This window comes from Sphingomonas folli, assembly GCF_019429525.1.
Taxonomy (GTDB): domain Bacteria; phylum Pseudomonadota; class Alphaproteobacteria; order Sphingomonadales; family Sphingomonadaceae; genus Sphingomonas; species Sphingomonas folii.
In genome coordinates this window covers 123,398-144,061 of the sequence record NZ_JAHXZL010000010.1, presented here as the reverse complement: position 1 = coordinate 144,061, position 20,664 = coordinate 123,398, and the positions used below count along the sequence as shown (strand labels likewise).

The window sequence follows — 20,664 nt, the reverse complement described above, 5'->3', positions numbered from 1 at the left end:
CGTGCCGGGACAGAGAGGTAGCCGGCGCTCAGCGCTCCACCCGCACCGTCCCGTCCGCGACGCGGCTGCGCTGCGCCAGCGCCACGATCAGCGCCGGCGGGTACGGCCCGACGACGTACGGTGCCGCGGGCGCGCTCGCGTCGGCGTCGCGCAGCAGCCCGGCGCGCTGCACGTCGAGCAGCGCGTCGTGGAACGGGCGGCGCAGCACATAGGCGCGCGCGTCGGCGGGCAGCGCCAGCCGCCCGTCGCGCGCCGGCACGGGGGACGCGAGGCCGCGCCCCCAGGCGTCGAGCTGCGGCCCCGGCGGGACGAGCGCCACCACCGCGAAGGGGCAGGCGGGGCGGTGGAGCTGGACGCGGCACGCCATCTGCGTCGCCACCCCCATCGCCTCGCCGTCGACCAGCAGCGCGCCGCGCGGGTCGGCGCCGACGCGGGTCACCACCGCGCGCCAATCCTCGCGCGGCAGGTGCGGCCGGGTCAGCACGACGCTAACGCCCAGCGCGAGCGCGAGCGCGACCAGTGCCACGCCATAGCCGCGCCCGCGCAGCGTGCCGACGCCGCGCGCCGCGAGCACCAGCGGGAACAGCGACAGCCACAGGATGGTGCGGTCGAGGAAGATCGGCTGCTTGAGGTTGAGCACGAGGAACAGCGCGGTGGCGCTCGCGAGGCAGGCGAGCGTCAGCCGCGTCGCCGCCTCGCCGCGCCCGCGCCACGCTCCCAGCACCGCGAACCCCGCCACCAGCAGCGGCGCGGGCAGCTGCAGCGCGCTGATCTGGCGCGACTGCAGCAGCGTGGCGACATAGACCAGCGCGCTCTTGGTCGGGCCCAGCCCCTGCATCCAGCCGAGATTGCCGTTGGGCTGGGTGAGCTGGCGGAAGGTGATGTACAGCCACCAGGACGACGCCAGCACGATCACGCCGCCGGCGACCGCCAGCGCGATCCAGAGCCCTCCGCGCGGCGGCCGGAAGCGCGCGTCGACCAGCATCAGCGCCAGCGTCGCGGTGGCGGGCCAGATCACGCCGGTGGTGTGCAGGTAGATGCCCGCGACCGCGCCCGCGACGTAGAGCAGCCAGCCGATCGCGCGCCCGCGCGCCGTCGTCGCCAGCAGCACCTGCACCAGCCCGGCGAAGGAGATCGCCACCGCCAGGTACAGGAAGATATAGGCGCGCACCTGGTGCGAGAAATACAGCTGCTGCGGCGAGAGCGCGAGCAGCAGCGCCGCCGCCACCGCGGCACGGCGGCCGTAGGCGCGCGCCACCGCGGCGTAGATCACGCCGATCGCGGCGAGGCTGGCGGCGATGCCGGGAACGCGGAGCCCGGCGTCGCTCAGCCCGGTGGCCTGGATCCACCAGCGCAGCAGCGTGTAGAACAGCGGCGGGTTGGTCTCGCGCAGCATCCACGCGCTCCACAGCCGCGCGGTCGGCTGCGAGGCGAAGAACACCGAGGCGAGCTCGTCGAACCACAGCGAATAGTCGGAGAAGGCGAGCCGCACCGTCGCCGCCACCAGCACCGCGGCGGTCAGCGCGGCCATGCCGATCCGCGCCTCCAGCCCCGAGCCCGGCCAGCGCCGCGGCGTGTCGCTCCGCTCCATCCGTCCCCTCTCCCCCGCGCGAGCGCGGCGTGTTCAGCCGCGCTTGCGCCAGGTGAAGATCGACGACATCGCGTAGTTCCACACCGTGGTCACCGCGATGCCGGCGAGCGCCGACACCACCAGGTAATTCTGCCGCTGGTACAGATAATGCGCGATCCCGACGTTGGCGAGGAAGCCGATGCCGCACACCAGGTTGAAGCTCAGCCAGCCCCACCACAGCCGCCGCCCGGTGAGGCGCTGGTCGCGATAGGTCAGCAGGTTGTTGAGCAGGAAGTTGCTGGTGGTCGCCACCAGCGTGGCGGCACCCTGGGCGATCGCGAACGAGCGCCCCTGGTGCGCCGCCCCGTCGCCGAACGTCAGCAGCGACTCGAGCACGATCGTCAGCACGAGGAAGTGGACGAACACGCCCGACCCGCCGACCATCGCGAAGCTGATGAAGCGCACCGGCACGTAGCGGCCGAACATCTTGTCGAGCAGCAGCTGGAGATATTCCCACAGCACCAGGCTGTCGAGCTTGCTCTCGCCGTGCTGGCGGGTGCGGAAGGTGTAGGGCACCTCGGCGACGCGCAGCGGCTCGGGCGTCGAGGCGGCGATGTCGAGCAGGATCTTGAAACCGACGGTCGAGAGGTTGGGCAGCGCCGCCATGAAGGCGTCGCGGCGCAGCATGAAGAAGCCGCTCATCGGGTCGGTGATCGGCGCGCGAGTCAGCCGGCCCGCGAGCCGCGTCGCGAAGCGGCTCATCGCGGCGCGGCGGCGGTCCCACTCGCCCACCCCGCCGCCGGCGACGTAGCGGCTGCCGACCACGACGTCGACGTCGCCCTGGGCGATGCGGCGGAACATGTCGGTGAGGACCCGCTCGTCGTGCTGCATGTCGCCGTCCATCACCGCCACGTACGGCGCGGCGGTGGCGAGGATCCCCTCGATGCAGGCGGTCGACAGGCCGCGCCGGCCGAAGCGCTGCACCACGCGCACGCGCGGGTCGGCCAGCGCGAGGTCGCGCGCCTGGTCGGCGGTGCGGTCGGGCGAGTTGTCGTCGACGAACACCACCTCCCAGCGCACGTCCGCCAGCGCGGCGTCGAGCGCCGCGACCAGCAGGGGCACGTTGCGCGACTCGTTGTACACCGGCACCACGATCGCGAGCTCGGCGGGGAGCGCGCGCGTCGGCGCCGCCGGCGGCGTCGCCTCGCGCAGGGTCGGCCGGTCCATCCTGTCTCCCGTGTCGATCATCGCGGCACCGCGTCGCTCGCGCTCGGCTGCGGGTCGAGCCGCACCGACAGCGCGGGGTCCCACACCGTGTAGGTCTTGCCCATGAACACCGACTCGATCACGCCGACGCCGACGCCGTAGAGGCTGAGCACCGCCGAGGAGGCGAGCGACAGCGGCTTGGCCTGGGTCGTCTCCCCCACCACCAGCAGCAGCGCGGCGAGCAGCGCCAGCCCGCCCGCGATCGCCCAGCCGACGGCGAGCGCGAGGGCGAGTCCCGCGCACAGCACCGCGCCGGCGACGAAGAAGGGCATCAGCCACTTCATCGGGCGATGCGACACATAAGCGTAGAGCGGCAGGAAGCGCATGCGGCGCAGCTGCGGCCACATCGCGCGATGCACGTTGAGCGCCTGGCACGCGATCCGCTGCTTGCGGCGCTTCTCCTCGTTGGCGCCGGTGGCGCTGCGCTCATAGACCGCGACGTCGTCGGCGCTGACGATGCGCTTGCCCGCGATCAGGATGGTGAGGCTGAGGAACAGGTCGTCGATCAGGTGCGGCGGCGGCGGGCGGTGCAGCGCGCGGCGCATCATGAACATCGCGCCGTCGCAGCCGATCAGCCCCATGCGGTCGCTCTCGATCCGCTTGATCTGCTCCTCGCGCTGCCAATAGCCCGAGCCGAGCGCCGCGGTCGCGGTCTCGTCGGAGTTGGAATACACCAGCCGCGCGGTGGCGCAGCCGACACTGGGATCGGCGAGCCAGCGCGCCAGCCGCGTCGCGACGTCGACCTGGCTCTCCACGTTGGCGTCGGTGAACAGGATATAGTCGCCGCGGCTGCGCGCCACGAGCAGGTTCATCCCGAAGGTCTTGCCCGCGCGCTCGGCGCCCACCACCAGGTCGATGCGGTCGGCGTAGCGCTCGAGGATCGCCACGGTGCCGTCCTGCGGCGCGTCGGCGTAGACGTGGATCGTCGCGGGGCCGTAGGCGGCGGCGACCTCGATCAGCCGCTCCACCTTGGCGGCGATCACGTCCTGCTCGTTGTAGGCGCTCATGCAGATCGCGAGCGACGGCGGCGGCGACGCCAGCTCGGTCGTCGGCACCGCCCGATGCGCGCGCACGAAGACGCGCAGGCTGAGCGGATAGGTCAGCAGCGGATGGACCGCGCATGCCAACAACACCGCGGCCGCCACCATCGCGAGAACGATCGACGTATCTATTGGAAGTCGCCCCGACTAACGACCGCGTACACTGGCCCCTGAGCCCGCAGAGTGTGGCGAGACGTCATTCGATGCAACGGAAAAACCAAGACTTACCATTTCAGAACAGGACATTGTGCTGCACCGCACCATGTTGACGTGACGCGAGGTTCACTGGTAGGTATCGACGCCGTTAACCGGGGAGCAGTGTCGGTGCGTATCACAGCCTGTTGGGGTCTGATCCTGCTTGCCAACGCGGGGGTAGCGGGCGCGCAGAGCGCGCCGGCGCCCGCCGCGACGGCGGGTGTGCCGGCCTATCTGCTCGGGTCGGGCGACAAGGTGCAGATCGCGGTCTACGGCGAGCAGGAGCTCACCGGCGAGCAGCTGGTCGGCCCCGACGGCACCGTGACGCTGCCGCTGATCGGTCGCGTGATGGCCAAAGGTCGCTCGGTCAACCAGGTCTCCGAGGAGATCCGGACGCGGCTCGCCGACGGCTTCGTGCAGAACCCCAGCGTGGCGGTGACGATCGTCAACTACCGCCCCTTCTACATCCTGGGCGAGGTCAACACGCCGGGCCAGTATGAATATGCGCAGGGCATGACCGTGCTGTCCGCGGTCGCGCGCGCCGGCGGCTTCACCTATCGCGCCAAGAAGGGCGAGGTCTTCGTCAAGCGCGAGGGCGACCCGCAGGAATATCGCGTCCGCGTCACCAACGACCTGCTGATCCAACCCGGCGACACGATCAGAGTCGGCGAGCGCTACTTCTGATGCGCCGCGCTCTCTCGCGCGCGCGTCGATCCGCCGCGGCGACCGCGCCGCTGGTCGGCGTGCTGCTCGCGGCGGGTGCGGCTTGGCCGGGCGCGGCCGCGGCACAGGTGTTCGGCCAGCTGCTCGACTCCGAGATCCCGCTGACGACGCAGACCGGGCGCAACCAGGGCGTGCTCGAGCGGCAGAAGCCCGAGCTGGCCCCGATCGGGCTGCCGCTCGGCAGCTTCCGGCTCTACCCCGACGTGAGCGCCGGCGTCGGCGTCACCACCAACGTGGTCGGCGCCTCGGCCAACCCGCGGTCGGACACGTTCGCGGTGGTGACGCCGCAGCTGGCGCTGCGCAGTGACTGGGGAAGGCACGAGCTTCGCGGCACCCTCAACTACACGGGTGTGCGCTACCGCTGGACCTCGCCGCGGGACGAGGACGGGTTCCTCGCGGAGCTGTCCGGCCGCCTCGACGTGGTCGGCGAGAGCCAGATCAACGGGGCGGCGTCGTATCGCCGCACGTACGAGAGCCAGCAGGAAGCCAACTTCCCGGTCAACGGCGCCGGTTCGGTGGCGGTCGATCAGGCGCGCGGCATGCTGCGCGCCGCGCTCGTGACGAACCGGCTACGCTGGACCGTCAGCGGGGACTTCAACAGTTTCCGCTACGGCGACACGGTCAGCACCACGGGCACGCGGATCGATCTGTCGTTCCGCGACCGCGAGGTGTATCGCGGCACGGTGCGCGCCGAATATCAGGTGAGCCCCGACAATTCGGTCTTCGCGCAGGGGACGTATCGCCGCACCGATTACGACACCACCAACGTGTTGGACGATCGCACCAGCAGCGAGTGGCGCGGTGGCATCGGCGCCATCGCCGACGTCAGCGACCTGGTGCGCGTCGCGGGCGGCGTGGGATATTTCCGCCGCACCTACGCCAGCCCGGTGTTCGTGCCGATCGGCGGCATCGCGATCGATCTCCGCGCCGATTATTACCTGTCGCCGCTGACGACGATCTCGGCGGTCGTGTCGCGTCAGCCCGAGGAGGCCGCGATCCGAGGTTCTCCGGGCTATATCGCGAGCCGGGCCGGCGTGCGCGTGAACCACGAGTTGCTCCGCAGCCTGATCCCTTATGTCGGGCTGGATTACTTCACCGGCGACTTCAAGAATTTCGACCGCAAGGACACCGGCGTCATCGCGGTCGGTGGCTTCGATTACACGCTCAATCGGCGGTGGGTGCTGAGCCTGGACGCCAATTACAGCTCGCGTCAGAGCTCGGGGACGCAGCGCGGGCCGGGGATCAACGAGTTCCGCGCGCTCACCAGCATGAAGTTCAGGATTTGACCCAGGGCGATGTCCGCATCGATCCCAGCCAGCGCAGGTAGCTTATGAATCAGGAGACGATCCGAGACCCTGGACCGCAGGATCTCGCCGGGCTGTTCTCGCGCCTGAAGCGGCACCTGCCGCTCAGCATCGCGATCGTGGCGGCCATGCTGGTCTTGGCCTATGTCGGCACCAAGCTGATGTCGCCGAAATATACGGCATCGACGCAGCTGCAATACGCGCCGGCGGAGACGCTGGCGCGCGACGCGGGCTCGCAGGCCCAGCGCTCGCTCTCCGACCAGGAGCGCGACGCCGCGATCAGCGCGCAGCTGCAGATCGTCAGCTCGCTGCCGGTGGCCAAGCAGGTGCTGCAGGACAAGGCCGTGCTGAACAACGCGCGTCTGCGCGAGGTCGCCAAGGCGATGGACCCGAGCGGCCAGTCGGTCGATGCCCTCGCCTCCGCCTTGCTCGCCAATGTCGCCGCCGCGCGGGTGGGCCAGACCCCGCTGTTCACGATCAGCTACACCGATGCCAATCCGCTCGACGCGGCTCGCATCGCCAACGCCTTCTCGCGCGCCTATCTCACGGTGCAGGCCCAGCAGAAGGCCGGCACCGAGGACGGCGGCAAGACCGACCTCAAGAAGCAGCTCGAGTTGCTCGGCCAGCGCGCGCGCGACGCCGACGCCGCGGTGGCGGCCTATCGCCTGCGCAACAACATCGTCGTCGATCCCACGTCGAACGCGCCGGTGGACGCGCTCAACGACATGAACAACTCCCTGGCCGGCGCGCGCGGCGAGGCGGCCCAGGCCGCGGTACGCGGCGCCGCGAGCGGCAGCACGGTGATCTCGGGCGGGGTCGATACCAGCGCGCTCTCGAGCCTGCGCGAGCAGCGTGCCCAGGCGAGCCGTGACCTGGCGGGGCTCAGCGCGCGCTACGGCGATCGCAACCCGCAGGTCATCGACGCGCGCCAGCGCGTCGCCGAGCTGGACAAGTCGGTCGACCGCGAGATGGCGAGCGTGTCGCGGAGCGTCCGCGCCGAGTCCGACGCGGCGCGCGCACGCGCTGCCTCGATCGAGTCCAGCCTCGCCCAGACGCAGGGCCGACTCGCCTCGAACGTCCGCGCCGGCGTCGAGCTGGCCGAGCTGCAGCGCCAGTCGGACGCCGCGCGGCTGCTCTACTCCAACCTGCTCGCGACGGTGGGCCAGCAGACGACCAACCTCGCGATCGTCCAGCCGGACGCGCAGATCGTCGTCGAGGCGGTGCCGCCGCTCACGCCCTCGTCGCCGCGGCTGCTGATCAACCTGCTGGTCGGCTTCGCGCTCGGCACCGCGATCGCGCTGGCGCTGGCCTATCTGCGCGAGCGCTGGTCGCAGACGATCAACACGATCGACGACATCCAGCGCCTGCTCGGGGTCGACTTCCTCAACTCGATCCCGACGCTGACCTCGGCGATCGACAAGCCGCGGACCAAGGATGCGGCCGAGGCGGTGATCCTGCACCCGATGTCGTCCTATGCCGAGGCGTTCCGCAGCCTGGCGACGACGCTGATCTTCGACGCGCGCGAGGCGCCGACCGAGGGCGGCCGCGTGATCGGCGTCACCTCCGCGCTGCCGCGCGAGGGCAAGACGACCACCACCACCTCGATGGCGCGCGTGCTGGCGATGGCCTCGACCAAGGTGGCGATCATCGACGCCGACCTGCGGCGCCGCTCCGTCACCCAGGCGATGTGCCCCGACGCCGCGATGGGCTGGACCAACGCGCTCAACGGCGAGACGACGCTGCGCGACGTCATGATCACCGACCAGACCGGCGCGGTGATCCTGCCGATCACGCCGGGCGCGGAGAAGAGCCAGCGCATCTTCGAGACCGAGGCGTTCAAGGACATGCTCGCCACGCTGCGGCGCGAGTTCGAGGTGATCCTGATCGACACCGCGCCGGTGCTCGCGGTGGTCGACACGCGCACGATGATCCCGCAGCTCGACTCGCTGGCGCTGCTGACGCACTGGCGCCGTACCCCGGTGAAGGCGGTGCGCGCCGCGCTCCACCAGATCGAGACGGTCGGCGGCTCGGTCGCGGGCGTGGCGATGACGATGGTCAACCTGAAGACCCAGGCGCAGTCGGGCTATGGCGACGCGTCCTATTATTACACCGACATGAAGGAATATTACGTCAGCAACTGACGGCAGGCCGCGTCGGCGTGAGCCGGCGCAGTCAGCCGTCATCCCGAACTCGTTTCGGGATCCACCGTGCCGCAAGAGCCGCGGCCTCTGACTGTGCGGAACGGTGGATCCTGAGACAAGCTCAGGATGACGGAGGGTGGGTGCCGCGCGCACGAGCATCCTGACCCTTCCTATTACCACCGCCCGACGAGGAGGACCGACCATCCCGGCGCAACGCCTCGAACGCGCGATGCGCACGCTGGCCGCGCCGCTCGAACGGCGCGTCGGGGCCGCCGCGGCGCCGCGGCTGTACGCCCTGGTCGACCAGGGGACGTCGGGGGTCGGCAACATCATCGCCTTCGCCCTGCTCGGTCGCGCGCTGGCGGTGACCGAGTTCGGCGCGGTGGGCATGATGATCGGGCTCCACTACGTCATCTCGGGCTTCCACCGCTCGGCCGCGGTGCTGCCCTTCACCACCGACCATCGTGCCGGGCACGACCCGCGCGCGGCGCACGCCGAGAACAGCGACTGGTGGTGGATCGCGCTCGCGCTCGCGCTCGCGCTCTCGGCCGCGACCGCGCTGGTCGGCGGGGCGGTCGCGCTGGCGGCGCGGCGCTGGCCCGAGTGCGGCTGGGCGGTCGAGCCCCTGCTGCTCACCGCGTCGATCTCGCCCGCGATGCTGGCGTGGGAGTTCGCACGGCGCTGGCTCTATAAGATCGACCGTGCCGACATGGTGGCGCTGTGCGCGACCGTCTATTCCCTCGTGCTCGCGCTCGCCGCGCTGACGGCGGGGCGCCTCGGCCTGGGTGCGCCCGGCGGCGCGATCGCCTGGGTGCTCGCCAGCCTCGCCGCGCTCGCGCTGGCGCTCCCCGGCCTTGCCCCCGCGCGCGCCGACCGCGCCGGGGTGAGCGCGCTGGTGCGGCGCCACCGCGCCGAGTCGAGCTGGCTCGCCGCGACCAACCTGCCCTATTCGGTCTACAGCACCGCCTCGATCGTGGTCGTGATCGGCGTGCTGGTCGGTCCGGTCGCCGCGGCGCTGTTCACCGCGGCGCGGACGCTGACCAACCCGGCGATGAGCATCGTCTCGGCGATCGACTCGATCGACAAGCCGCGCGCCGCGCGCGCCTTCGCCGCCGAGGGCATGGCGGGGCTGGCGCGCGTGGTGCGGCGCTCGCGGCTGACCATCGCGGTGGCGACCGGCCTCTACCTCGCGCTGGTCGCGCTCCTCGCCGCGCCGCTCGTCGCTTTGGTGTTCCACGGCCAGTATGACGGCTCGGCGGACACCGTCCGGCTGCTCGCGCTCGGTTTCTTCCTGTTCGGGCTCAACCTCCCGTCGGAGACGCTGCTGATCGTGCGCCGCGCCGGGCGGACGATGCTGGCGATCCGCTGCGTCACCGCGGCGCTGACCATCCTCGGCCTGTGGCTCGGCGGCCGCCACGGCGTCGCCGGCATGGCGATCGCCTTCGCGGTGACCCAGGCGATCAACCTGCTGCTGCTGCGCGCCGCCGAGGCGCGCCACGCGCGAGAGACAGACGCATGACCGACATCCGCTACTCGATCGCGATCCTCACCTACGCGCGCGAGCCGATCCTGGCCGAGGTGATCGAGCGGCTCGCCCGGCATCTCGCCGGGCGCGACGATTACGAGCTGATCGTGATCGACAACAACGTCGAGCGGGTCGACCGCGCCGCGCAGCTCGCCCCCTTCGCGCACGCGGTGCATCTGTGGGACGGCGTCAACAAGGGCGTGGTCGCGCGCAACCTCGCGTTCGAGCGGGCGCGCGGCGAGGTGGTCGTGCTGCTCGACGACGACGTCTTCGTCGAGACGCCCGACTTCCTCGACCGTTTCGGCGCGCTGTTCGACTCGACGCCGCGGCTCGGCGCGGTGACGATCCGCAAGCACGTGCGCGGCGAGACTCGCCCGCGTCCCGACCTGATCCCGCACACCGACAAGTCGATCGACCTGACGCGGCCGTTCGACACCTTCCGCTTCGTCGGCGGATGCGTCGCCTTCCGCGCCGCGACGATCCGCGAGACCGGCGGCTTCCTGCCCGATTTCTTCTACGGTCTGGAGGAGATCGAGCTCTCCTACCGCATCATCGATCGCGGCTGGACGATCCGCTACCAGCCCGACATCGCGTGCGAGGAGCTGGAGCACCCCGCCGGCCGCAAGCCCAAGCGGCAGGTGCAGTCGGACCGGCTGACCAACAAATTCATCATCAGCTATCTCCGCATGCCCTCGCCCTATGTGTGGGTGAACCTGATCGCCTTCCCGCCCTATGCCTATGCCTTCGCGCGCGGCGAGATGGACGTGGTGCGCGCGATGCGCCAGTTCGTGACGTGGCTGCGCCGCCCCGACCGGCCCGCACGCCAGCCGATCGGCACGGCGGCGCGGCGGTACATCCGCGACTGCGGGGGACATCTGTGGCGGTGATCGCGCGGGAAATCCTCCCCGGCACGGGGAGGTGGCAGCGCGCAGCGCTGACGGAGGGGGGGCTCCGCGCACGGCCCGGTGCGTGTATGGCGAGCCCCCTCCACCACCGCGCTATGCGCGGCGGTCCCCCTCCCCGTTCCGGGGAGGATCTGACGTTATCCATTCCTCGGGAGACCCGCCGATGACCGCGCCCGCGTTCCCGCCGCTCGGCCTCGGCTGCGCCAAGATGGGGTCGTTCAACAATCCCAGCACGCGCGCCGACAGCGAGTCGTTGATCCGGCTCGCGCTCGACCTCGGCGTGACATTGCTCGACACCGCCGACATCTACGGCCAGGGCGACAGCGAGCGCGCGATCGGCCGCGCGCTGCGCGGGCAGCGCCACCGCGCCCAGGTGGTCACCAAGGCGGGCAACGCGTTCTCCGCCAAGATGCGGCTGATGCGCCCGCTCAAGCCGCTGCTCCGCGCGGTCTTGGCTCGGCGGCGGATGGGCGCGGCGGTGACCGCGCAGCGCGCCGGCGCGATGCGCACCGACTGGAGCGAGGCCGGCCTGCTGCGCGCGCTCGACGGCTCGCTGCGGCGGCTGCGCAGCGACCACGTCGACGCCTTCCTGCTCCACAGCCCCGACGCCGCGACGATCGCGCGCGGCGAGGCGCTGGGGGCGCTCGCCAAGGCCAGGGCCTCCGGGCGCGCGCGGCTGGTCGGGATCGCGTGCGACGACCTCGCGGGGCTCGACGCCGCGCTCGCGAGCGAGGTGACCGAGGTGCTCGAACTGCCGTGGGACGTGATCGCGGCGATCGGGGACGATCCGCGCGGCGCCGCGATCCGCGCTCGCGGGCTGCCGGTGATCGCGCGCGAGGTGCTGCGCTTCCAGCCCGGCGTCGACGCGGCCGAGGCGGTGCGGCGCGCGCACGCCTCGCCGCTGGTCACCACCACGCTGATCGGCTCGCGCCAGCCGGAACGCGTGCGCGCGCTCGCGGCGGCGGTGGCATGATCACCGCCCCTCCCCGTCGTCGTGCCGCGCGCCACCGTGTTGCCGCGGATGCGGGCACGCAGGGCCGGGCAGAGCGACGGTCGGCGGTGCCCGCGGCACCCGGGCTGCCGCGGACGCGGGCGCATGCCGCGGGTCGCTCGCCGGTCCCGCGTGAGGTGGGGATGACGAAGGGAGAGCGTCCCGCGACGGACGCGACGAAGGGGACAGGGGCATGAGGATCGCGTTCGTCGGCTGCGGCTATGTGTTCGACATCTACATGCGCACGCGCTGGGCCTATCCCGAGATCGAGATCTGCGGCGTCTACGACCGCGACGCGGCGCGCGCGCGGGTGGTGCATGACCATTACGGCTTCGCGCTCTATCCCTCGCTCGACGCGCTGCTCGCCGACGAGCGCGTCGAGGTGGTGATCAACCTCACCAGCATCGCCTCGCACGAGGAGGTGACCCGCCGCGCGCTCGAGGCGGGCAAGCACGTCTATACCGAGAAGCCGATCACCACCGAGCCGGCGCGCACCCGCGCCCTGTTCGAGCTGGCCGAGGCCGAGGGGCGCGTGCTCGCCGCGGCGCCGTGCAACCTCTATTCCGACGCGGTGATGACCTTGTGGAAGGCGATCGCCGACGGCGCGATCGGCCGTCCGGTGCTGGTCTACGCCGAGCTCGACGACAATCCCGCGCACCTGATGCGGCTGGACACGGTGACGAGCCCGACCGGCGCGCCCTTCCCCTATGCCGAGGAGCTGCAGGAGGGCTGCACCGTCGAGCATATCGGCTATCACCTCGCCTGGCTGTGCGCGCTGTTCGGCCCGGTGCGCGCGGTGACCGCTTTCTCGACCTGCCTCGTGCCCGACAAGAACACGCCCGAGCCGCTCCACCCCGCCGACACGCCCGACCTGTCGGTGGCGTGCCTCGCCTTCGACCACGGCGTCGCCGCGCGCGTGACGTGCAGCTGGGTGGCGCCGCGCGACCATCAGATGCGGATCATCGGCGAGGCCGGCGAGATCAGCGTCGACAACGTCTTCCACGACCAGTCGGCGGTGTTCCTCGAGCGTTTCTCGCGCGTCAGCCTCAGCGCGCGCAAGGCGTACAGCGCGCGCAGCCAGCCCGCGATCGGGCGACGCTTCGGCATCAAGGGCCGCCGCCTCGCGCTGGTGCGGCGCTGGAAGTCGCACGCGGTCGAGGCCGAGCGCGGCGTCGGCCGCTCGCCCAAGCACCGGCTGGTGAGCTGGCTCCGCCGCCGCGAGGTGTACGCGCAGGACAAGATCCTCGGCATCGCCGAGATGGGGCGCGCGCTGGCGGAGGGCCGCCCGCAGCTGATGGGGCCGGACTTCCTGATGCACCTCAACGAGCTGACGATGCTGGTGCAGGACGCGGGCGCGCGCGGCGCGACGGTGGTGCCGAGCACCAGCTTCGCGCCGCTGGCGCTGCCCGCCGAGCTCGCCCACGCGCCCGACTATCGCGCCACCTATCGCGCGCGGCTGGCCGAGCGGACCGCGGCGAGCGCGGTCGAGCGGATGCACCGCCGCTGAGCCGCGGCGGGACAGGCGGGGCGCCGGTGCACCGATGGACACGCTCTGAAACTTCCGTGTATCGGGAGGCTTAGCCAGATGGAGGGCGGTGGCGGTGAGTGAGGGATCCGACGACGGCCGCCGCGCGCCACCGGCGCTCGACCAGTTCGGCATGCCGATCAAGGGCGGCGAGGCACCGGCACGGCGCCGCGTGCGGCGGAGCAGCCAGGGCAATGGCAGCGGCACTGTCACGGCCGAGCGCGCCGCCCCGGCGGCCGAGCCGGACACGCGCGAGCAGGAAGCGACCCAGCAGAAGGTCGTGATCGGCGTCTTCTGCGCCATGCTGATCGGCATCACGGTGCTGCAGAAGATCGGTATCGGCCCGAGCGGGGCGATCATCCCGGTCATCCTGCCGATCGCGCTGATCGCGCTGGGCGCCGGTGTGTTGTTCGCGCGCCCGGTGTTCCGGCCCGAGCGCGCGATGCTGTACCTCGCCGTGGTGGTCACCTCGGCACTCAGCACCGTGCTGTTCAGCCCATCCTTCTCGCTCAGCAGCATCGGCCTGTACTTCCTGCTCTACCTGCCGTTCCTGGTGGCCTTCGACACGACGCCGGAGACCCATCGCAAATGCCTCTCGCTGTTCAGCAATCTCATGCTGGTCTTCGCCGTGATCGTGTGGATCCAGCACGCGATCCAATTCTCCATCGGGTGGCAATACTGGCCTGACCTCGACAAGCTGGTGCCGAGCCAATATCTGGTGCCGGAGTTTCTCTACATCCAGCCGATCCAGTTCGGCATGAAGTACATGAAGCCTTCGGGGATCACCTTCCTCGAGGTGTCGTTCATCTCGCAGTTCATCACGCTGGCGCTGATCATCGAGCTGCTGTTCCTGCAGCGGATGGTGCGCGCGGTGTTCTTCGGCGCGACCCTCTTCGCGACCTTCGCGGGCACCGGGCTGGCGCTGCTGCTGGTGGCGCTGCCGATCGTGTTCACCCGCATGAACATCCGCACCTTCGTCACCGTGCTCGCGACCGCCTTCATCGCGCTGTTCGTGGCGTTGCAGCTGCAATGGTTCGACATGGTGGCGGACCGGATGGGCGAGTTCGACAAACAGGGCTCCAGCGGCAGCTCGCGCTTCGTCGAGCCGCTGGATCGCGTGCGGCGCGCGCTGCTCGATCCCTCGGCGGTCTATTCCGGCGTGGGCCCGGGGCAGATCGAGCGCGGCGGCAACATCTTCTGGTGGCCGATCGTGAAGGCGATCGTCGAATATGGCCTGATCCAGGGCGTGTTGCTCTACGCTTTCCTGCTCTTCTCGATGTTCGATCGCACGCCCAGCCGCCAGTTCGCCATCATCCTGATCCTGTGGTACTCGTTCGAGGGCACGCTGCTGACGCCGCTGAACCCGATCGCGCTGGTGATGCTGTCGTCGATGTTCATCCTGCGCGACGCGCCCAGGACGCGTCGCTCGCGCAGCGGCGCGGCAGCGTCGGCGGTGCCCGCGGCGGCGTGACCGACAGGGAAGACCGATGCCGCCGCTGACCGACCGACTGACCTATGCCGTGGGCGACATCCACGGCCGCGCCGACCTGCTCGCCCGCCTGCTCGATCAGGTCCGCGCCGACCGCGCCGCGCGCGCGGCACCGGGGCGTGCGCTGATCGTCTTCCTCGGCGACTATGTCGACCGCGGCCCGCGCTCGCGCGAGGTGATCGAGCAGCTCATCGGCTTCGCCGACGATCCCGCCTTCGAGGGCCGGTTCCTGCTGGGCAACCACGAGGACGCGATGCTCGATTATCTCGACGGGCGGATCAGCGGGCTCGGCTGGGCCAAGCACGGCGGCGACACCACGCTGCGTTCCTACGGCGTCGAGCCGCCGCGCGAGGAATCGCGCACCGCCTGGGCGGCGCGACGCGACGCCTTCCGCGCGGCGGTGCCGCCGTCGCACCGCGCCTTTCTCGAGCGGCTCGAGCTCTCGGTCGTGCAGGGCCGCCTGCTGTTCGTCCACGCCGGGATCCGCCCGGGTGTCGCGCTGGAGCAGCAGGACAAGCGCGACCTGCTCTGGATCCGCAGCGAGTTCCTCCAGGCCGAGCGCGACGACCCGTGGCTCGTGGTGCACGGCCACACGCCCAAGGAGGAGGCGTACGCCGGCCCCGGTCGGCTGTGTCTCGACAGCGGCAGCTATCTCAGTGGCCGGCTCACCGCGGCGGTGTTCGACGGCGCGGACGTGGCGCTGATCGAGACCCATGGCCGCGCCGCGCGCCCGTTCGCGGTGCGGCTGGCGGGCTGACCGCGGGCTGCGCGCGGCTCAGCCGCGCGGCTGCCAGTCGGGGGGCGCCAGCTCGAAGCCGGCGAAGTCGAAGCCGGGGGCGACCACGCAGCTCACCAGCGCCCAGCCATGCTCGGCCGAGGCGGCCTGCCACCGCCCGCGGGGACCAGCGCCTGCGGCCGCTCGCCGGCGGCGACGTCGGCGCCGAGCGACAGCGGCGGCTCGTCCGCGATCGCCAGCGTGAGCGGCGCGCCGGCATGCCACAGCCACAGCTCGGCGGCGTCGACCCGGTGCCAGTGCGAGCGCTCGCCCGCGCCGAGCAGGAACAGGATCGCGGTCATGCGCGAGCGCCCGTCCGGGCCGGGCGGCAACCGCAGCGTCTCGCGATAATGCCCGCCCTCGGGATGCGGGCGGAGATCGAGCCGGCGGATCAGGTCGTGCGTCATGCGACCGATCGGAGCCCGTCCGACCGCGGCGGTCAAGAGCGCCGGCGACGACGCCGCATATCGCCCGGTCGCATAGTAGAATCCCGTTAACCCCAAGCTGTTAGCCAGTGGCGAGGACGGAGGGACGCCGCGTTGACGCTCGATCAGACGATTGCCGAGGCGGCCCGCCGGTCGGGCGAGCTGGGGCTGCGCACGCTCGACCTGCAGGCCGACATCGCCGAGCTCTCGACCCGGGTCACCGCGCAGGCCGGCACGATCGAGCAGATCGGCCGCCGGACCGGCCAGCTCGCCGACGACGTCGACGAGGTCGCCGCCGCGGCGCGCAGCGCGCGCGAGCATACCGCGGGCGCGCACGCGGTGCTGGCCGACTCGCACGTCCAGGTCGAGGCGGCGACCAGCGACGTGGTCGAGCTGATCACCCAGGTCAGCCGCATCCACGAGAGCATCGGCGGCTTCACCGCGGCGCTGGAGGAGGTCGCGCGCGTCACCGCGACGATCGACGCCATCGCCAAGCAGACCAACCTCCTGGCGCTCAACGCCACGATCGAGGCGGCGCGCGCGGGCGAGGCGGGGCGCGGCTTCGCGGTGGTGGCGGGCGAGGTCAAGAAGCTCGCCTCCGAGACCGCGGTGGCCACGGCGCGGATCACCGGCTCGATCGACACGCTCACCACCCAGGCCGACGCGATGCTGGGGCGGGTCGATCTCGGCGTCGCCACCGCGCGCTCGGCGCACCGCGGCACGAGGGACATCGAGGCACTGGTGGCGCGGCTGCGCGGGCTGATGGACGGCCTGACCCGCTCCAGCGAGGGCGTCGCGGATCGGGTCGGCTCGATGGTCCACGCGGTCGGCGAGGTCGAGGGCGGGCTCGGCGAGCTGGCGCGCACCTCCACGGACAACGCGCAGGGGCTGCAGCGCCTGTCCGACCGGATCACCGGCGTGAGCGACGACACCAACGACCTGCTCCAGCGGCTCGCCGAGAGCGACGCCGACACGCCCGACCGCCCGTATATCCGCTTCGCGCTCGAGGCGGCGCGCCAGGTCTCGGCCGGGCTGGCGACCGCCGCCGCCGGCGGCGAGATCAGCCGCGAGGCGATCCTGAGCGAGCGCTACACGCCCGTGCCCGACACCGATCCGGCGTTGTTCACGCATCCCGCGATGGCGCTGATCACCGCGCTGGCACGGCCGCACCAGGAGGCGGCGCGCGCGCTGCCGGGCTTCTTCGGCATGAGCTTCACCGATCGCAACTGCTTCGGCGCGGTGGCGATGCCCGAGCGCTCCAAGCCGCAGCGCCGCGGCGATCCCGCGTGGAACAGCGAATATTCGCGCGCGGGCGTGTTCTTCCACTTCGCCGACACCGCGGTGCAGGTGAAGATCACCCAGCCCTTCTGCCTCAAGGCCTATCGCCGCCCGCTCGCCGACGGCGGGGTGGTGCTGCTCAAGCAGGTGATCGCGTCGATCAGCGTCGGCGGCGCGCACTGGGGCGTGCTCCAGCTGGCGTATGAGAACCAGGGGTGATCCGGTGAGATAGGAGGGGTGGTCACCCTCACTCTCCCGCCGCGGCGGGGTGGGAAGGGCGAGGGTGACGCAGCGCGCGCGCCTACCCCGCGCAGACCCTGTTCTTGCCCGCGTGTTTGGCCGCGTAGAGCGCGAGGTCGGCCTCGGCGAGCGCCGCGGCGCCACCCTCCTCCCCCAGCGGCGCGACGCCGGCCGAGAAGGTGACCCGATCGAACGCCTCGCCGGTGTCCTGGTTGACCAGCGAGCGCGCCGCCAGCCGCTCGCGCGCGGCGTCGAGCCGGGCGACCGCGGCGCGCGCGTCGGCGCGGCGGAACAGGCACGCGAACTCCTCGCCGCCGTGGCGCACCACCAGCACGTCACCCCCCAGCTCGCGCTCGAGGAAGCCGGCGACGAAGCGCAGCACGCGGTCGCCGGCGGCGTGGCCGAAGCGATCGTTGACCTGCTTGAAGTCGTCGACGTCGCACAGCGCCACCGTCGCCGGCGTATCGTCGGCGTCGAGCGCGCGCAGCGCCGCCTCCAGCGCGCGGCGATTGGGCAGGCCGGTGAGATGGTCGCGCTCGGCGGCGCGGCGTGCCTGGCGCAGATCGCGGCGCAGCGTATCGGCCTCGTGGCGGGTGCGCTCGAGCTGCGCCTCGGCCAGTCGCGTCGCGGTGACCGCGTCGCGGGTGAGCGCCGCGATCCGCGCGATCGTCGCGGCGGGGTCCTCGGCCAGCCGCGCCGCCTCGCCCTCGAGCGCGCTGCCGAACTGCTCGGCGGTGCGGCGCGACTGGCCCGCCGCACCGAGGCACTCGGCGATCCGCGCCTCCAGCGTCTCGGCGATCCGCGCCAGCGTGTCGGGGCCGAGCTCGGTCGCCTCCTGCCCCCCCGCGATCCGCGCCGCCGCGGCCTCGCTCAGCGTGCCGGTGGCGCGCAGCGCCTCGGCCACCGCGGCGCTGGTGGCGACGTCCTCGCCCGACAGATAGGAGTGGACCAGCCCGTAGTTGCGCGGCGAGGGCGCGAGCCGGCTGGCGAACAGCAGCTCGCCGATCGAGTCGAACAGCCGGCGCCGCGCCGCGAGCCGCTCGTCGGCGCGCGCGGCGCGGCGCGCCGGCGAGAGCCAGTCGAGCACGCGGCGCAGCGGCGCGGGCGCGGCGGCCGGGTCGTGACGCGGTCGGGTCGCCATCGCCTCAGGCCTCCACCGCGGGCCAGGCTGCCTCGTCGTCCGCGGCGATCACCGCGGCGCGGATCGCGGGCCAGCGCGCTCCGAACCAATAGGCGCCGCGCTCGCCGCCCAGGATCGGGTCGCCGGGGGCGTCGGTGAAGACCTCGACCAGCGGCAGGCGCGACTGGCTCGGTATGTCGAAGAAGGCGCGCGCCGGCGGCGCGGTCGGGTCGTCGGCCGCGGCGCCCACCACGACCGCGAGCCGGTTCGAGCGCAGCCGCACCAGCGCACCGGGCGGGTGGATGCCGATATGGTCGATGAAGGCGGCCAGCAGCTCGCCGTCGAGATGGCCGTGCCACGACTGCATCCGCGCCAGCGCCTCGCCGGGCAGCCACGGGCGCTTGTACGGGCGCTGCGAGGTGACCGCGTCGTACACGTCGCACACCGCACTCATCCGCGCCGCGAGGCTGAGTTGGTCCCCGCTGAGGCCGTGGGGATAGCCGCGCCCGTCGACCCGCTCGTGATGGTGCAGGCAGACGTCGCGCACCACCGCGGGCACGTCGCCCCCGAGCAGAAGCGCGTGCCCCTTCTCGGGATGGTGGCGCACCACCGCCAGCTCGGCGGGATCGAGCGTGCCGGCCTTCTCCAGCACCGCGCTCGGCACCGCCATCTTGCCGATGTCGTGGAGCAGTCCGGCGAGCCCGAGGTCGCTCACCTCCGCCTCGGGCAGGCCGAGGTGGCGCGCGAAACCGATCAGCAGCGCGCCCACCGCGACCGAGTGGAGCCAGGTATATTCGTCCTTGCTGCGCAGCCGCGTGACGGTGAGCAGCGCGCGTCGGTCGCGCGCGACCGACGCGGCGACCGAGTCGACCAGCGGGGCGAGCGCGCGATGGTCGACGGCATGCCCCATGCGCGCGTCGGCGAACAGGCGCAGCATCGCCGCGCGCGACTGTTCCACCACCTCGCGCGCGCGGTCGAGCTCGCTCAGGGGGCGTCGGCGGGCGCGGCGCGGCGGCTCGGCGGGGCCGGGGGCGCTGGTCGCGTCCGGCGCCTCGGCGCGGCCGGGCGCGGGGTGCGCCGCGAGCGGGCCGACTCCCCTGTCGGTGTCGATCACGATCTCGCCGATGCCGGCCTCGACCAGCTTGGTGACGTCGCGCGCGTCGGCCAGGACGAGCTGCTTGCGCCAGAACGGGCTCGCCATCCAGCCGCCCTCCACCGCGTGGACGTACATGCCGGGCCGCGCCGCGCTCGTCTTGATCGTCACCAGCACCGCCCGACCAGCCCCCTGTCCTCGGCGAATCCGTCGCTCCCGCCTATGAGGGAGCGGCGTTAATTTGGGTTTAGCGGGGCGGGTCGATCCTCGCCTGCGAGGGGAGGTGGCAGGCCGCAGGCCTGAGGGAGGTGTGTCGACGCTGGTGAGTGTCGCCCGCGTCGCGACCCGCGACACCCCATGTGTCTGGACGCACCCGGCGAGTTTCCGCTGGGAAGGAGGAAGCGCCGGGGAGGGTGGCCACACTCTCCGGCGCGGCCCGGCTCGATGGCTGGGCGGCGGGGCAGTATCAGCGCTTCGCCAACACCGCCGCCGGCGTGGCCGAGCTGCTGGCGTTCTGCCGCGAGCGGCGGTCCGGCTGGTGGTGATGGAGGCGTCGGGCGGGGTCGAGGGGGCCGCGTTCCTGGCGCTATGCGCGAGGGCCAGCCCTGCGCCGTCACCAATCCGCGGGCGGTGCGCGATGGGCCGGCCGGAGAAAACCGACCGGATCGACGCCGAGATGATCGCGCGTTACGCCGAGGCGCGCCGGCCCGTCGCCACGCCACCGCCTTCCCCAACAAGGCCGTCGTCGAAATGGCCGGCCTCGCCCCGCTCGCCGACCACAGCGGCCAACGTCACGGCGCACGCGCCATCCGCGGCGGTCGCGCCTCGGTGGGCTCCATCCTCTTCCTCGTCGCCCACGTCGCCCGCGAATACGACAGCGACCTCGCCGCCTTCCGCGACCGGCTCCTCGCCCAAGGCCAACCCAACATGGTCGTCCGTCTCGCCCTCGCACGCACGCTGCTCGTCCGCCTGAACGCCGTGGCACGAGAAACCCGCCTGGCCCTCGCCTCCTCTACTTGACGCCCCAGATGGCCGCTCCGTCGGTGCTAACGCGCTGCC

At 72.1% G+C, this 20,664-nt stretch carries 17 protein-coding genes and 1 pseudogene; 12 read left to right on the top strand and 6 right to left on the bottom strand.

The features are described 5' to 3' along the window. Window positions 1-28 precede the first annotated feature (28 nt). Genes KZ813_RS15545 through KZ813_RS15535 form a run of 3 tightly spaced genes read right to left on the bottom strand, consistent with a single transcriptional unit; the run spans window position 29 to window position 3,984 of the window. The gene (locus tag KZ813_RS15545; RefSeq protein WP_219755892.1) at window positions 29-1,591 is read right to left on the bottom strand and encodes a glycosyltransferase family 39 protein; all 1,563 of its coding nucleotides are present in this window, start codon (window positions 1,589-1,591) and stop codon (window positions 29-31) included. Window positions 1,592-1,624: 33 nt separating this feature from the next. After that, window positions 1,625-2,797, bottom strand: a complete 1,173-nt coding sequence (locus KZ813_RS15540; protein ID WP_219755891.1) for a glycosyltransferase family 2 protein — start codon at window positions 2,795-2,797, stop codon at window positions 1,625-1,627. A gap of 17 nt (window positions 2,798-2,814) precedes the next feature. Continuing rightward, window positions 2,815-3,984 carry a glycosyltransferase gene (locus KZ813_RS15535; RefSeq protein WP_219755890.1) on the bottom strand — a complete coding sequence of 390 codons (1,170 nt, stop codon included), beginning with the start codon at window positions 3,982-3,984 and terminating at the stop codon, window positions 2,815-2,817. Window positions 3,985-4,200: 216 nt separating this feature from the next. Here KZ813_RS15535 and KZ813_RS15530 point away from each other — a divergent pair, with 216 nt between their 5' ends. From KZ813_RS15530 to KZ813_RS15490, 9 genes are all read left to right on the top strand, one after another. After that, on the top strand, window positions 4,201-4,755 hold the full coding sequence (locus KZ813_RS15530) for a polysaccharide biosynthesis/export family protein (RefSeq protein WP_308461909.1): 555 nt from the start codon (window positions 4,201-4,203) through the stop codon (window positions 4,753-4,755). Then, on the top strand, window positions 4,755-6,080 hold the full coding sequence (locus KZ813_RS15525; RefSeq protein WP_219755889.1) for an outer membrane beta-barrel protein: 1,326 nt from the start codon (window positions 4,755-4,757) through the stop codon (window positions 6,078-6,080). The genes KZ813_RS15530 and KZ813_RS15525 overlap by 1 nt, the downstream gene beginning before the upstream one ends. Before the next feature lie 44 nt (window positions 6,081-6,124). Then, window positions 6,125-8,239 carry a GumC family protein gene (locus KZ813_RS15520; protein WP_219755888.1) on the top strand — a complete coding sequence of 705 codons (2,115 nt, stop codon included), beginning with the start codon at window positions 6,125-6,127 and terminating at the stop codon, window positions 8,237-8,239. 229 nt (window positions 8,240-8,468) lie between these two features. After that, window positions 8,469-9,758, top strand: coding sequence for a hypothetical protein (locus KZ813_RS15515; RefSeq protein ID WP_219755887.1), 1,290 nt, complete (start codon window positions 8,469-8,471; stop codon window positions 9,756-9,758). Then, window positions 9,755-10,651, top strand: coding sequence for a glycosyltransferase family 2 protein (locus KZ813_RS15510; RefSeq protein ID WP_219755886.1), 897 nt, complete (start codon window positions 9,755-9,757; stop codon window positions 10,649-10,651). The genes KZ813_RS15515 and KZ813_RS15510 overlap by 4 nt, the downstream gene beginning before the upstream one ends. 181 nt (window positions 10,652-10,832) lie before the next feature. Next, window positions 10,833-11,642 carry an aldo/keto reductase gene (locus KZ813_RS15505; RefSeq protein ID WP_219755885.1) on the top strand — a complete coding sequence of 270 codons (810 nt, stop codon included), beginning with the start codon at window positions 10,833-10,835 and terminating at the stop codon, window positions 11,640-11,642. 211 nt (window positions 11,643-11,853) lie between these two features. After that, window positions 11,854-13,167 carry a Gfo/Idh/MocA family protein gene (locus KZ813_RS15500; RefSeq protein ID WP_219755884.1) on the top strand — a complete coding sequence of 438 codons (1,314 nt, stop codon included), beginning with the start codon at window positions 11,854-11,856 and terminating at the stop codon, window positions 13,165-13,167. 94 nt (window positions 13,168-13,261) lie between these two features. Then, entirely contained in the window at window positions 13,262-14,656 is a 1,395-nt protein-coding gene (locus tag KZ813_RS15495; protein WP_219755883.1) for a hypothetical protein, read from the top strand. 16 nt (window positions 14,657-14,672) lie between these two features. Then, on the top strand, window positions 14,673-15,431 hold the full coding sequence (locus KZ813_RS15490) for a metallophosphoesterase family protein (RefSeq protein WP_219755882.1): 759 nt from the start codon (window positions 14,673-14,675) through the stop codon (window positions 15,429-15,431). Window positions 15,432-15,449: 18 nt separating this feature from the next. On the opposite strand, the pseudogene KZ813_RS15485 reads toward KZ813_RS15490, so the two are convergent. After that, window positions 15,450-15,856 (bottom strand): annotated as a pseudogene (locus KZ813_RS15485) (cupin domain-containing protein). Between the two features lie 132 nt (window positions 15,857-15,988). Between KZ813_RS15485 and KZ813_RS15480 the strand changes: the two are divergent. Then, window positions 15,989-17,371, top strand: a complete 1,383-nt coding sequence (locus tag KZ813_RS15480; protein WP_219755881.1) for a methyl-accepting chemotaxis protein — start codon at window positions 15,989-15,991, stop codon at window positions 17,369-17,371. 82 nt (window positions 17,372-17,453) lie between these two features. Here KZ813_RS15480 and KZ813_RS15475 read toward each other — a convergent pair whose 3' ends face one another. Further along, window positions 17,454-18,533: a GGDEF domain-containing protein gene (locus tag KZ813_RS15475; RefSeq protein ID WP_219755880.1), complete on the bottom strand. Its 1,080-nt coding sequence runs from the start codon at window positions 18,531-18,533 to the stop codon at window positions 17,454-17,456. A gap of 4 nt (window positions 18,534-18,537) precedes the next feature. Next, entirely contained in the window at window positions 18,538-19,776 is a 1,239-nt protein-coding gene (locus KZ813_RS15470; protein ID WP_219755879.1) for a cyclic di-GMP phosphodiesterase, read from the bottom strand. 242 nt (window positions 19,777-20,018) lie between these two features. On the opposite strand from KZ813_RS15470, the gene KZ813_RS20550 reads away from it, so the two are divergent. Both KZ813_RS20550 and KZ813_RS15465 read left to right on the top strand, forming a co-directional pair. Then, entirely contained in the window at window positions 20,019-20,150 is a 132-nt protein-coding gene (locus KZ813_RS20550) for a hypothetical protein (protein WP_258046840.1), read from the top strand. A gap of 43 nt (window positions 20,151-20,193) precedes the next feature. Further along, window positions 20,194-20,625, top strand: coding sequence for a transposase (locus KZ813_RS15465; RefSeq protein ID WP_219755878.1), 432 nt, complete (start codon window positions 20,194-20,196; stop codon window positions 20,623-20,625). Window positions 20,626-20,664 lie beyond the last annotated feature (39 nt).

Bases quoted from the DNA above. Each gene is read 5' to 3' on its own strand.
- KZ813_RS15545 (WP_219755892.1), bottom strand. From the start codon at position 1,591: ATGGAGCGGAGCGACACGCCGCGGCGCTGGCCGGGCTCGGGGCTGGAG.
- KZ813_RS15540 (WP_219755891.1), bottom strand. From the start codon at position 2,797: ATGGACCGGCCGACCCTGCGCGAGGCGACGCCGCCGGCGGCGCCGACG.
- KZ813_RS15535 (WP_219755890.1), bottom strand. From the start codon at position 3,984: ATGGTGGCGGCCGCGGTGTTGTTGGCATGCGCGGTCCATCCGCTGCTG.
- KZ813_RS15525 (WP_219755889.1), top strand. From the start codon at position 4,755: ATGCGCCGCGCTCTCTCGCGCGCGCGTCGATCCGCCGCGGCGACCGCG.
- KZ813_RS15520 (WP_219755888.1), top strand. From the start codon at position 6,125: ATGAATCAGGAGACGATCCGAGACCCTGGACCGCAGGATCTCGCCGGG.
- KZ813_RS15515 (WP_219755887.1), top strand. From the start codon at position 8,469: ATGCGCACGCTGGCCGCGCCGCTCGAACGGCGCGTCGGGGCCGCCGCG.
- KZ813_RS15510 (WP_219755886.1), top strand. From the start codon at position 9,755: ATGACCGACATCCGCTACTCGATCGCGATCCTCACCTACGCGCGCGAG.
- KZ813_RS15505 (WP_219755885.1), top strand. From the start codon at position 10,833: ATGACCGCGCCCGCGTTCCCGCCGCTCGGCCTCGGCTGCGCCAAGATG.
- KZ813_RS15500 (WP_219755884.1), top strand. From the start codon at position 11,854: ATGAGGATCGCGTTCGTCGGCTGCGGCTATGTGTTCGACATCTACATG.
- KZ813_RS15490 (WP_219755882.1), top strand. From the start codon at position 14,673: ATGCCGCCGCTGACCGACCGACTGACCTATGCCGTGGGCGACATCCAC.
- KZ813_RS15475 (WP_219755880.1), bottom strand. From the start codon at position 18,533: ATGGCGACCCGACCGCGTCACGACCCGGCCGCCGCGCCCGCGCCGCTG.
- KZ813_RS15465 (WP_219755878.1), top strand. From the start codon at position 20,194: ATGCGCGAGGGCCAGCCCTGCGCCGTCACCAATCCGCGGGCGGTGCGC.